The sequence below is a fragment of the Trinickia sp. HAY1-2D genome (assembly GCF_056754935.1).
In genome coordinates, this window is record NZ_JBPGWX010000002.1 from 2,466,891 (window position 1) to 2,479,775 (window position 12,885).

The following is a 12,885-nucleotide window of genomic DNA, read 5'->3' on the forward strand; positions in this document are numbered from 1 at the left end:
ATTTCGTACAGAGACGCGGCAGAGGTCGCCCGACAATCGACCTTCGCTTCCCCATTTCGAACCGGGAATCCGGCTTCTCCCGCCCCGCGGGCGACGCCGGCAGCTACATCGAAAGGGGCACTGGCCGGATTACCTGTGTCGCGCATCGGCTCACTCCGGCTCGATCGCCCGGAGGCCGACGTCGCAAGGCGCACCGTGACGTCTTTCGCGGCTCCCGGCAACAGGGCGCATGTGCCTACTCTGCGAGATGCGTTGGCCGCCGCAGTCCTTTCAAGAGCGCAGATGCTCGTCTTGTCGAAGGGGAGGTACGAACCGCTTGTAGTGCGGTATATGCAGGACCTCCACGGCATCCATATCGAGCCGTCGAGGGCCGCGATAGTGGGTGAGGTTTTCATCAAGCGCGAAGCGAAGCGATTCAAATACATGCGGGATGCCGAGATTCCGAATTTCGTCACTCGCCGTGAACTGAGCGTCGGCTTCGCGGGCTCCCACCAGGTATATGGCGCTCGGGCGGCCGGCGCCCTACCCGGGCTGCGCGATATTCCGGTGATCGCGCATCCGACTGCGCGATTCGTTTTGGCGGCGCATGAAACCAACATCGACATGCTCCTCAAAAAAATCAGCAACGGAGAAACGCTGATACTCACGACGGAATACGTTCCATCGGGCCGTCGCATCGCGGCGGAAAAAGGATGGCCCGTGTATCTTTACCGCTCTGGCAAAGGCATGGCGGAAATCGACGCCGGCGAGTTCCCGGAGCGATTCGATGGCGTAATAGCAATCGCCGACACCGGAAATACGCTTGCCGCGAACGACCTGCGCATAGTTCGGGAATTCGATCCCCTTGCGCCGCTCGCGATCCATTTGCTATGGCAAGCAAAGGACGGCAAAGGCGGTGGTCGAGCGAGCAGCACGGAGCTGCTCGACCTTCCGTCGGAGAGCCCGGAACGGCAAGCCCGGTGGAATCCGTGGCTCGACGGCACGCACGCCGAGCGAATCAAGAAGATGCTTGCCGCCCCGCATCGGAAGTCTTGTCCCCCCGGATCAGCAACGTAGCGCAACGCTTGCGCGACCCGCCGCGGAATACGACGCGGCGATCATCTTGAGCGGTTTAGTGCGCTCTCTCACAGGCGGCGAAACGTCGAGCGAGCAACATGAATGGACGGACACGCGAGACCGGTCCCCCCGCTTTCGACCGGTAGCGTTCCCAATTTGCGCCCAACGCCAACCCAATGGAGCGAGCCGTGAGCATCAGAACTTCGGGAACCCCCCATCTGGCCTTACGCAGCATGGCTGCGGCGTCATTTTTCTGCGTTACCCTCTGGGTGCTACCGCTGTCGACCTACGCGGCGCCACCCATCTCCTCACCCGCCAGGACGGCCCATACGTCGCCCGACAGCGGCAGCCGGAACGGCAGCATTGAAAGCGCACCCAACTACGCGATATTCGTCGACCGGTACGGGCCCGCCGTCGTCAATATCCGTGCAGCGGGCGACGCGGACCGATCGGCGCAACTCGACGCGATCGCACCCGACGATCCGATCGGCGCACTTCTTCAGTCCTCCGCCTCGCAGCAGGATCAATCCCCGCCCGCTCGCGTCATGTGGGGGCGTGGGTCCGGGTTCATCGTCAGCCCGGATGGGCTCGTCGTGACGACGGCGCACACCGTGAACCGCGCGGACGAGGTCACGGTGACGCTGACCGACCGGCGCCAGTTCAAGGCACGCGTGCTCGGCGTCGATCCTCGAACCGATGTCGCGCTGCTTCAAATGCAAGGCGCGTCGAAACTTCCTGTCGTCCGGCTTGGCGACGCTGCGAGGGTAAACACCGGGGAGCCCGTGTTGACGATCGGCGCTCTCGAGGGCGCGCAAAACACGGTCACTGCGGGGATCGTCAGCGTCGCGCCACATGGGTTGCCCGACGGCACCACCTTCCCGTTCTTTCAGACCGAGATTGCCGTGAACCCCGATAACTCGGGCGGTCCCCTGCTGAATCGAGACGGCGCGGTGATCGGCGTGGACGTGCAGCTTTACGTGGACGCCCCCCGCTATCAAACGATGACGTTCGCCATCCCGATCACGGCGGCAATCGAGTTGCGTACGCATTTGCTGGGTCAAGCGAAGGTCGGCGGCGGCAGTCTCGGCATCACAACGCAAGATCTCGATCCCGGTCTGGCCACGGCGTTCGGCCTATCGCGACCGCAGGGCGTACTCGTGACGCTCGTCGCCCCGACGGCGCACGGCACCGCTGTCAACGGCCTGAGGGCCGGCGATGTCGTCACGCACGTCAACGGAAAGAGCGTCGACCACGCCGCCGACCTGCGCGATGCCGTCGCGGGGCTGACGCCAGGCTCGAAGGTCACGCTCAAAATCGTCCGCAACAACAAGCCGATGACGTTGAGTGCAACGGTGGCGGCGTCCACTGACGCCGCGGCACCCAGCAGCGACGATCTCGACAGGGTCGGTCTAGCCGTCCATCCGCTCAGCGAAGCCGAACGGCGCACAAGCGGGGTCGAAGCCGGTTTGCTCGTCGATGCGGCCTCGGATCTTGCGGCGGATGCCGGGATCGAACCCGGCGATATCGTGGTGTCGGTGAACGGAAAGCCGGTTGCGTCCCGCGAAGCGTTGGCCGCGCTCGTCGCCGCGAGCCCGAAGGTAGCCGCACTGCTGATCGTTCGCGATAACACGCGTACGTTCGTATCGCTGAAATCCAGGTAGCGCGGCCCGCGCCGGGCGCAACAACGCGGAGCCATGGGCGAGCGGCGCGTAGTACCGGACAGGCGCAGGGTCTTTCTTATTACAAAACCGAAATCGACCCGGCTGGTCGGACGAGGCGTCTTCCCCGCGCAACGCGGGGCATCGAACGCCGTCGACAGCCGATTGCTGGCGACGTTCGCCGTTTTCGCCAATAATGCGTCGATAACGATCGCAGGGCGGAGGCGCCATGGACTATTCCCCCGAAGCCATTCGTACCGTCGCGTTGGTCGGTCACACCGGTTGCGGCAAGACCTCGCTCGTCGAGGCGCTCCTGCACGAGAGCGGCACGATCCATGCGCCCGGCAGCGTCGAGCGCGGTACGACGGTCTGCGATTTCGATCCGCTCGAGCGCAAATATCGCCATTCGCTGAGCTCCGCGATCGCGCACGTCGATTACCGCGACACCCGCATTTATCTGGCCGATACACCGGGTTACCCCGACTTCTCGGGCCTGTCGATCAGTGCGCTGCCCGCCGTGGAGACAGCGGCCGTCGTCATCAATGCGCGCGCCGGCATCGAAATGACGACGCGGCGCATGATGGCCTGGGCTCAGGCGCGCAAGCTGTGCCGAATCATCGTCGTCAATGGCATCGATGGCGAGAAGGTCGATCTGCCCGGCATCGTCGCTCAGATTCAGGATACGTTCGGCAAAGCGTGCCTGCCGATCAACCTGCCTGCCCAGGGCGCGCAAGCGGTGGTCGACTGCTTCTTCAATCCTTCGGGCGAATCGGACTTTCTGACGGTAGCCGCGGCGCACGATGCGCTCATCGATCAGGTGATCGAGCTCGACGCGAATCTGATGGAGCTCTATCTCGAACAAGGCGAAGCGATCAGCCCCGAGCAACTGCATGCGCCGTTCGAGCGCGCGTTGCGTGAAGGGCATCTGGTGCCGATTTGCTTCACCTCCGCGGCCACGGGCGCCGGCATTCGCGAACTCCTCGATATCTTCGTGAAGCTGTTGCCGAGTCCGCTCGAAGGCAACCCACCTCTTTTTTATCGCGACGTCGATGGCCGTCGCGAGGCCGTTCAAGCTCGACCGCTCGCCGACAAGCACGTCCTCGCGCACGTATTCAAGATCGTGGTGGATCCGTATATCGGCAAAATGGCCGTGTTTCGAATACATCAAGGCACGGTTCGGCGCGACAGCCAGCTCTATATCGGCGACGCACGCCAACCGTTCAAGGTCGCCCATTTAATGACACTCCAGGGCAAAGAACACGTCGAGATCACGCGCGCGGGACCGGGCGATATCTGCGCCACGGCCAAGGTGGACGAGATCGGCTTCGATGCCGTTCTGCACGATTCGCCCGACGACGGCAATATTCATCTCACGCCCCTCGCGTTTCCGACACCGATTTACGGCCTCGCGATCGAGCCCGAGCGCCGCGGCAACGAGCAGCGCCTATGGGAAATCCTCCAGAAGCTGACGGCGGAAGATCCTTGCTTGCGAATCGAACATTCGGGCAACAACGAAACGGTCGTACGCGGTCTTGGCGAGCTGCATCTGCGACACATGCTCGAACGGCTCGCCGATCAATACAAGGTCTCCGTGCTCACCCGGCCTCCCAGGATCGCCTATCGGGAAACGATCGTCGCGCAAGCGGAAGGACATCATCGGCACAAGAAGCAGACAGGCGGCGCCGGACAATTCGGCGAAGTCATGTTGCGCGTCGAACCCTTGCCGCGCGGCAGCGGCTACGAATTCGTCGATGCGGTCAAAGGCGGCGCCATTCCGGGTCAATTCATGCCGGCCGTCGAGAAAGGGATACTGCAGGCGATGGAAAGCGGGCCACTGGCCGGCTTCCCGATGCAGGACGTGCGTGTGACGGTTTTCGACGGCAAGAGCCACCCCGTCGATTCGAAGGAAGTTGCGTTCGCCACGGCGGGACGCAAGGCGTTCATCGATGCCGCGCTGAAGGCGCAGCCTCTCGTGCTCGAGCCGATCGTCAATATCGAAGTGATGACGCCCGAGGCGGCCATCGGCGACATCATCGGCGACCTGTCCACGCGCCGCGCCCAGGTGCAGGGCACGCGCGCACTCGCGGGACACGCCGTCGTGGTAACAGGAAAGGTGCCGCTATCGGAGCTGACCGATTATCAATCCCGCCTCAACGCCATAGCCGGCGGGCATGGCAGCTACAGCATCGAATTCAGTCACTACGATGCGGTCCCGCCCAATCAGCAGGAGCGGCTCGCCGCGGAGTATCGCAAGCAACACGAAGCTGCGGCGCAATGAATGCGCCGCCCAGGGCCTGCCTCGATTGACGTGGCGGGAGACTTGCGCAACGACTCAGGCCGCCCTCGTCCACACCTTCTGCGATGCGACACCCGTTTTTCACGATCGGTCATTCGACACGCTCGCTCGACGAGTTCATGGGCCTGCTCGAGGCCTCCGATATCGAACTGCTCGTCGACGTGCGCAGCTTTCCGCGCTCGCGAACGAACCCGCAGTTCAACGTGGACACGTTGCCGGATGCGCTGGCGGAGCACGGAATCGAGTACTGTCATCTGCGGGAGCTCGGCGGACGGCGAGGCAAATCGCAGCGCACGGAGCCTTCGGCGAACGGATACTGGACGCATCCCGCGTTTCGCAACTACGCCGACTACGCATGCACCGCGACCTTCGCGGAAGGCCTGGCCGCGCTGCTCGAATTGGGCGCGAGCAAGCGCTGCGCCATCATGTGTTCGGAGGCCGTCTGGTGGCGCTGTCATCGCCGCATCATTACCGACTACTTGCTATCGCGCGGCGAAGCGGTCAAACACATACTGGGGGATCGTCATGTGGACGCCGCCACCATGACGCCGAGCGCTCGACCTCAACGGGATGGCACCATCATCTATCCCGCAGACACGCGGTCGTGAACAGGCACGGTCCGCGTACCGCCCGCTTGCCGCACTCGGACGGTAAGATCACTGAGGTTCGAGGTGAAGCGCCTTCGAGCGCGCCGGCCGGCCGAGAAGAAATCCCTGCGCGTGCGTACAGCCGCAAGCGCGTACGAAGTCGAGTTGCTCGTTCGTTTCGACGCCCTCGGCCGTCGTCGGCATCCCGAGTTCGCGTGCCAACGCAACGATTCCGCGCACGACCGCCGCGGATTTGCTCTGATGCGCGGCCGTTTTGACGAACGATCCATCGATCTTGAGCTTGTCGAACGAAAAGCGCACGAGCGTCGACATCGTCGAGTACCCTGTGCCGAAGTCGTCCAGTACCAGCCCGACTCCCTGTGCCCGCAGGTTCGCCAAATTCCGGCGCGTGTGCACGTCATCGCTCAGAAAGACGCTTTCCGTGACTTCGATATTCAGCCGCTGCGGCGGCAAGCCCGTTGTCTTCAGCACCGTTGCAACGGTCGATGCGAACGATGCTTCGGTCAATTGAACCGGCGATACATTGACAGCAACCACTGCGGCATCGGACCAGCTCAGTGCATCGATGCACGATTGACGCAGCGCCCATTCGCCGAGCGGCACGATCAATCCCGTCCGCTCGGCGATCGGAATGAAAGCGGCCGGAAACAACTCGCCCCGGCTCGGATGCGTCCAACGGAGCAATGCCTCGCGGCCTGTGACCACCCTCGTGGCGATCTCGACGACAGGCTGGTACTCCATGCGCAAGCCCTTGAAAGTGCGCAGCGCGCCCTCGAGATCGCTGCGCATGAGACTCAGTTCTTCGTTCGTTGCATGCGCCGAAGGATTGAAAACGGCCGATGCGCTCTTGCCGCTGCGCTTCACCGCGTACAACGCCCGGTCCGCGCAGATCAGCAACTGGGCGCCCGTATCGCCGTGATCGGGGTAGAGCGCAATACCGACGCTCGCACCGATATGCACAGTGGCATCGCTCAGTACGAACGGCTGTGAAAGCGTCTTGACGATGCGATCGGCAAGTGCGGACGCATCGGCCGACGACGTCGTGCCGTCGGACACGACGACAAACTCGTCGCCGGCCAGACGTCCGACGAGTTCGCCTTGCGGAGCGGCCTCGCACAAGCGCGCCGCCGCACTTTGCAGAATCTCGTCCCCCGAGGCGTGACCAAGGCTGTCGTTGATGGCCTTGAAGCCATCGAGGTCGATCAGCAGAACGGCGAACGCGTGGGCTCGGCGCGGCGAAGCGGCACTCGTTCGCTCGAGCAAAAACTCGCTGATACGGGCGCGATTCGGCAAACCGGTGAGGCTGTCGCGATGAGCAAGCCGATGACTGCGTTCACGCGCGGCAAGCAGGGCGACCGTGTCGCGATTGCTCCGCAAGGCAACGGTGAAAAATCCGGCCGCGCAAAATGGCGCTTGAAACAGCAATACGAGCTTGCCCGATCCAGGGGAAAGCGCTGCGCCCAATCCCAGCAACCCGAGGATTGCCGAAATCTGCACCAGAACGAGGCGTGGCGTACCCGCGTTGCGTCCGGCCAACCCACCGATCACGCCGACGGCGCAAACGTTTCCAAGCAGGAACAGCGTCGGATCCCCACTGGTATTGCATAAAAGCGTGCCGAAGCCGAAAAGCGCACTCCAGAGGATGCTCACGAAAAGAAAAAGCGCGGTGGGCGTTGATGCTTTGCGCGCGCTACGTCGACGGCATACATAGACCACCGTCAAACGCACCGCGAGCAACGCAAGCACGGCGCCGCCCCAACCCGCATACAGGCTCCTGCGCTGAAAATAGTACGCCGTTGCCGCCACACTGATTTCGCATATCGACGCAAAGACTATTTCTGGCGTGCGAGTGAATAGATTGGCTAGCAGTGTTTGTCTGTTTTCGAAGCTCAGATGCGCATCGGAGGAGACAAGCCACCTGAAAAAAGCCGACTTCGGTTCGCTAAAAGCCATATCCAACGGATTCGACGGTAAGAGGGTCGGCGTGAGCCTATCGCGCGATTATTACGTGAAATCGTAAGAATTGCCAAAGAAAGCCGAAATGGGCGAAAAAAGATCGACGCAGCGCATCGAATCATCGGCTTCGCTTCGAAGATCAACCTTTCGCGATCGATCGAACAAACCATCGTCGAGCGCTTAACGTTGCGCTCGAGGCAACGCGCTTGCAAAACACCGGTGATTCGCGTCGCCGCATTCAACGTTTCCGAGATTGCCGTCAAGTGTCGCCTGACCGGTCAGATAAAACCTCCATGGACAGACAATCATTGCCGCCCGATATCGACGTCGCCTCGATCGCCATGAACGAGTCGCTTGGCATCGAAGCGGCTGAACTCGAGGCGCGGGCGGATTGGCACTTCACGAAGCGCGAATTCCGCGATGCGCTGGCGTGTCAGCTGCAAGCCGTTGCCATCCGTCAGCGCGCACATGATGTGACAGGCGCGGGAAATGGCGCACAAAACTCGGGCCTTCTCTATTTTCTTCTGGGTCATCACGAAGATGCGATACGCGCTTACGGGGAGGCGCTGGAATCGCGTACGCGCACGGACGACTTTCGCGGGCAAGCCGTGACATTGGCGCGGATGGCCGAGGTGTATCAGCATATCGGCCGGCACGGGCGAGCCGTTCAACTGCTCGAACAGTCGCTGGACCTCCTCTCGCGGGCCGGCACGAGCGAAGACATCGGGACCGCGCTGAACAACATCGCCGTCTCCTACCGGGAATTGGGCGAATGGGACAAGGCGATGCGATGCTATGAGCGATCGCTCGAGAATCGCAGACAGACCGGCGACATCGAGGGACTCGCGGCAACGCTTCATAACCTCGGCGTCCTGTATTCCGATCAGTCGCATGACGATCACGCCCGGAAGCTGCTCGAGGAAGCCCGCGGCCTACGGGAAACGATGGACGACATGCAAGGAGTCGGGCAAACGACGCTTCGGCTCGGCATGCTTCACGAAAAGCATGGAGATTTCCCGGCCGCTATCGCGGCCTACGAGCGTGCCCTGACATTGGCCCGGCGAGCGGACGTGCAAAGCAAGGACGACGAAGCCGCTGCACTGCTCAATCTCGCGGATGTCCATTCGGATCAAGGCAACATCGAGCGCGCGCTCGCGCTGCTGGGTGACGCCGAAAAGCTCTTCAACGAAACAGGCATGACGACCGGCGTGGCCATGGCGCAATACGGGCGTGGCAGCACGCTCGCGGCAGCGGGCCGCACGTCCGAAGCGCTGGCCTGGTTCGAGGCGGCACAATCGCACTTCTTGCGGCTGAACGACCGGCCTCGCCTCATCTCCACCTTCATTGCCATGGGCACGCTTTTGTCGCGCACCGAGCGGCACAGGCAGGCTCGCGACGCGTTCTCGTCCGCGCTCGAATTGCAAAGGGAATTGGCACTGCGCGCCGACGAGGCGATCACGCTGCAATTGATCGATCGGGAATCTGCCGCTTTGGGAGATACCGGAAGCGGTCTCAATCGCCATTAGCGGGTTCATCGTTCCGGCCGTAGTTTGCTATGTCCGCCATCGCGTGACGCCCCGAGCGCAACGCGATGCGTTTGCGCCGATCGGCGCAAACGCGGTTGGATACTCGAGGCAAGAGGCTGCGTCAGCCGAGCGGCAGGACTGCCGCCGCCACGGGTGAGTGCTTCGTCCCTTCGTTCATTCGTCCGTTACGACTTGGCGGGCGCGAGCGAGCCCATTCCGTGCGGCGTCTTCATCGTCGTGCAAGTACCCGTCGGCACATTCTTGTAGTGCGCGCCGTCATAGTCCATCTTTTGCGTGCCGGCGCAAGTGGTCCCCGCCCCCGCCTTGCAATCGTTATGGCCGGCAAGCGCCACGCCATAGCACTTTTCCACGTTCTGGGCGGCAGCGTTCTGCGCGAATGCGCCGGTCGCCAGCGATGCGAGAACCAGGGCTGCTGCGGAAAGTTTGTTCGTATTCATCAATTCGCTCCTAGATGCCATCAAGTGGTTAGCGATCGCTTGCACCGCATCATTGGCCTTGCCCGACTGTCCTGGCACGGCGCGGCTGCACTGCGCGATCTGACAGGTAATTCGCCGCAGCTGGGCAAGCGGTTACAGCGGTCGAAAAATTTTCGACACCCGTTTCACGAAGCTGCGAATGCTTCGGCGACAACCTCGATGAGTGCTTGCATGCGGGCCGTCTTATACAAGTCCAGATGGGCGACGAGCCAGACCTCGAAGTGCTCGCGGCGATGCGGCATCACACGCACGAGCTCGGGCTCGTCGTCCGCGCGAAAGCATGGCAGCCCGGCAAGACCGAGTCCGGCGATCGTCGCCTCGAACAGCATCATCGTCGATGCAGTCTGAAACGCCACCCGCCCCCGGTTGGTAGGCTCGCCGCATAGGGCGTCCCACATCGACGGTACCACCGGCTGCTGATACATGACGAGATCGTGTCCTTCGAATGCCTCGCCTTCACGCGGTGTTCCCCGCGCGGCGACATAGGCGTGCGAAGCGTAAATACCCATTTCCAACTGAGCCAGCCGCCTGACGACGAGCTCCGGCGAATCAGGCCGAACCGTCCGGATCGCGAGGTCGGCCTCACGCTGCGTGAGATTGGCGATATCCACCGATGTCACGCAAACGATATCGATACCCGGATGCGCACGACGCAGCTTCGCGATGGCGGGCACGACGAATTTTTTGCCTAGCGAGTCAGTCGTCGCCACCCGAATCGTCCCGCACAAGGCTTCGTCCATCCCGGCCACGCGCCGCTCCATCGCCAGCGCCGCCTGCTCCATGGCCTCCGCCGGTGCGACCAGCGCTTCGCCCGCCGAAGTCAACACGTACAGCGAGGGCGTGCGCAGGAAAAGCCGCGCGGACAGCGCCGCTTCGAGCGCCGCGATGCGCCGCCCGACAGTGGCCTGATCGACGGCGAGGCGGGCGGCCGCGCCGCGCAGTGTGCCGGCTCGCGCCACCGCCAAAAAGAAACGCGCATTGTCCCAATGAATCATCGTTGCGAGGCCCCCGGGCATGGATTCGTGCCGCCGATGCAAATTTGCATCACAGATATGCGATATTACTGCTTTATTGCATCGCCGCGCATTCGTAGACTGAGAGGCATTCAGCCAACGGAGGAACGAATGTCCGATACGGTTCTCGCACGCACGGACGAATGCGGCCTTCAGCGCCGCGACGCATTGCGCAGGCGCCTCACGCTGGGTCTGGTCGCCGGCGGCATGTTCATGGCAGTGCTCGATACGACAATCGTCAATGTCGCGCTGCCCGCCCTGCGTGCGTCGCTCGGCGCGACGGTGAGCGGCCTCGCATGGATCGTCGATGCTTACACGCTGACTTTTGCCGCGTTGATTCTCGCCGGCGGCGTCGCCAGCGATCGTTTCGGCGCGAAAACGGTTTACCTCGCCGGGCTCGCGGCATTCGTCGCGGCGTCCGCCGCGTGCGGTCTCGCCCAATCCGTCGGCGCGCTCGTCACGGCCCGCTTTGCGCAAGGTGCCGGCGCCGCGCTGTTCCTGCCCGCCTCGCTTGCCATCGTCCGTGCCACTTTCGACGATGCGCAGGAACGGGCCCGTGCCATCGCCACATGGGCGCTCGTCGCGTCGGCAGCGGCCGCGATCGGCCCTGTCCTGGGAGGAGTGCTCGTCGATAGCTTCGGATGGCGAAGCGCATTCCTCGTCAATCTGCCGACAGGCGCGGTTGCTTTCGCGGGCGCGCTGGTCTCAGTCCGACAGGCGGCGCGCAGCACCTCCGTGCGCCGCTTCGATTGGGGCGGACAGTTGTCGAGTGCGGCAGCGCTGGGCGCACTGTGTTTCGCCGCAATCGAATTGCCGACTCGCGGTCCGCGTTCGCCCGAAGTCGTGGTGGCTTCCCTGTTGTTTGCCGCCTGCGTCACGGCACTGGTTTTCTTCGAGCGCCGCTCGCGCGAGCCGATGGTGCCGCTTGCGTGGTTTCGAAACAGGATCTTCCTGGCGATGAATGCGGCGGGAACGCTTGTCTACGTGGGCTATTTCGGACTGCTGTTCAATCTGAGCCTTTACCTGCACGGCGCGCTCGGCATGAATGCGAAGGCGACCGGTTTCGCCCTCTTGCCCATGGCGGCAAGCCTGTCGTTCGGCAACCTGCTCTCGGGCAAGCTCCATGCGCGCCTCGGCGCCGCCCGCTTGATGACGATCGGCCTGGCCGCGGCGGCGGTCTCGGCCCCCCTCACGGCCGCGCTGTTCTCATGGGCGGCACCCCGCCCATTCATCTATGCCTCGATGGCCGTTTTCGGAGCGGGCACCGCTTTATCGGTACCGCCGATGATCGCCACCGTGCTCGAGCAGGTGCCCGCGGAGCTCGCCGGCGTGGCCTCGGGGCTGCTGAACGCGTTGCGCCAGGCGGGCAGCCTCGTCGGCGTCGCGTTGGCCGGCGCGGTCACGATGCTTGCCGCGCATCTGAGCGTTTCGCTGTGCGTCGTCAGCGCGGTGGGCGGCGCGGCGTATGCCGCAGCCGCCATGCTGGCGCATGCGTTCGGCGCCGAGCGCGGCACTCAATAACCGAGAATCGGGTCCCAGAGCGCGCAGTCGTACTGGACACCGTAATGGTAAGCAGTCCTGATGTCCATTCATCGGTTCATTGAATTCGCGCATTCACCGCGCACGCAGATCTTCCCGCTCGAGGCGAAACCGTTGGTAGCTCAGCGCTTCGCTCGCGTTGTATCCGACCCGTTGCATGCCAAGCTTTTGCGCGACACGCAGCGACGCGGTGTTCGCGGACGCGATTTCCGCAATGACGCGCGGCAACCGGAGTGTTGCGAAGGCGTGATGCACGAGTGCGTGGGCGGCCTCGGTGGCGATTCCCCTACCCCATGCATCGCGCACGAGACGCCAGCCGATCTCGACCTCGGGCCCCGCTCCATGGTCCGGAATGAGCAACACCCAGCCGATGAACCACTCGGGCGCGCTGCGCTCTCGTATCGACCAATAGCCGAGCCCAGGCGGATACGCCCTCGTCGTGCGGAATGCCACGAACTGTCGATGCGCGACCGGGTCCTGCCAAGGCCCGGCGATATGACGGGTGACCTCGGGATCGCGATCCATGGCGAGGCACGCCTCGAGGTCGGCGAGCGTGCGCTGCCGGATCAGCAACCTGGGGGTATCCAGGGCAGGCAGTTCGGGAGTCGAAACGGACATGGCGAAAGAGTAATGGGTTTTCTGCATCGAATGCGGCTGGCTTGCAATGAACGGCATAACCGTTGCGAGGCCAGTCTTTCTAAAAGCCGACATTTAAAATCGGATCGTAATATTTTAG

The 12,885-nt window shown here is 63.1% G+C and carries 10 protein-coding genes; 6 read left to right on the forward strand and 4 right to left on the reverse strand.

All coding sequences use genetic code 11. The features are described 5' to 3' along the window. Positions 1–330: 330 nt before the first annotated feature. The 4 genes from ACR9ZC_RS18730 (at position 331) to ACR9ZC_RS18745 (ending at position 5,618) form a co-directional block, all read left to right on the forward strand. A complete protein-coding gene (locus ACR9ZC_RS18730; protein WP_481581440.1) occupies positions 331–1,056 on the forward strand; it encodes a type 2 periplasmic-binding domain-containing protein in 726 nt (241 codons plus the stop codon). A gap of 188 nt (positions 1,057–1,244) precedes the next feature. Further along, positions 1,245–2,717 (forward strand): trypsin-like peptidase domain-containing protein, encoded by a 1,473-nt coding sequence (locus ACR9ZC_RS18735; RefSeq protein ID WP_481581441.1) that lies wholly within the window; start codon positions 1,245–1,247, stop codon positions 2,715–2,717. Between the two features lie 226 nt (positions 2,718–2,943). After that, positions 2,944–4,992 (forward strand): elongation factor G, encoded by a 2,049-nt coding sequence (gene fusA / locus ACR9ZC_RS18740; RefSeq protein ID WP_481581442.1) that lies wholly within the window; start codon positions 2,944–2,946, stop codon positions 4,990–4,992. Positions 4,993–5,075: 83 nt separating this feature from the next. After that, on the forward strand, positions 5,076–5,618 hold the full coding sequence (locus ACR9ZC_RS18745; protein ID WP_481581443.1) for a DUF488 domain-containing protein: 543 nt from the start codon (positions 5,076–5,078) through the stop codon (positions 5,616–5,618). Between the two features lie 48 nt (positions 5,619–5,666). Here ACR9ZC_RS18745 and ACR9ZC_RS18750 read toward each other — a convergent pair whose 3' ends face one another. Then, positions 5,667–7,571: a putative bifunctional diguanylate cyclase/phosphodiesterase gene (locus tag ACR9ZC_RS18750; RefSeq protein WP_481581444.1), complete on the reverse strand. Its 1,905-nt coding sequence runs from the start codon at positions 7,569–7,571 to the stop codon at positions 5,667–5,669. 296 nt (positions 7,572–7,867) lie between these two features. On the opposite strand from ACR9ZC_RS18750, the gene ACR9ZC_RS18755 reads away from it, so the two are divergent. Continuing rightward, positions 7,868–9,100, forward strand: coding sequence for a tetratricopeptide repeat protein (locus ACR9ZC_RS18755; RefSeq protein ID WP_481581445.1), 1,233 nt, complete (start codon positions 7,868–7,870; stop codon positions 9,098–9,100). Between the two features lie 185 nt (positions 9,101–9,285). Here ACR9ZC_RS18755 and ACR9ZC_RS18760 read toward each other — a convergent pair whose 3' ends face one another. Together ACR9ZC_RS18760 and ACR9ZC_RS18765 are read right to left on the reverse strand one after the other, a co-directional pair. Next, complete coding sequence (locus ACR9ZC_RS18760) at positions 9,286–9,558, reverse strand: BufA1 family periplasmic bufferin-type metallophore (protein ID WP_481581446.1); 273 nt, start codon at positions 9,556–9,558, stop codon at positions 9,286–9,288. Positions 9,559–9,722: 164 nt separating this feature from the next. Beyond that, positions 9,723–10,613 carry a LysR family transcriptional regulator gene (locus ACR9ZC_RS18765; RefSeq protein WP_481581447.1) on the reverse strand — a complete coding sequence of 297 codons (891 nt, stop codon included), beginning with the start codon at positions 10,611–10,613 and terminating at the stop codon, positions 9,723–9,725. Positions 10,614–10,721: 108 nt separating this feature from the next. On the opposite strand from ACR9ZC_RS18765, the gene ACR9ZC_RS18770 reads away from it, so the two are divergent. After that, a complete protein-coding gene (locus tag ACR9ZC_RS18770) occupies positions 10,722–12,131 on the forward strand; it encodes an MFS transporter (protein WP_481581448.1) in 1,410 nt (469 codons plus the stop codon). Positions 12,132–12,224: 93 nt separating this feature from the next. Here the strand turns inward: ACR9ZC_RS18770 and ACR9ZC_RS18775 are convergent, their stop codons facing one another. Next, the gene (locus ACR9ZC_RS18775; RefSeq protein ID WP_481581449.1) at positions 12,225–12,767 is read right to left on the reverse strand and encodes a GNAT family N-acetyltransferase; all 543 of its coding nucleotides are present in this window, start codon (positions 12,765–12,767) and stop codon (positions 12,225–12,227) included. Positions 12,768–12,885 lie beyond the last annotated feature (118 nt).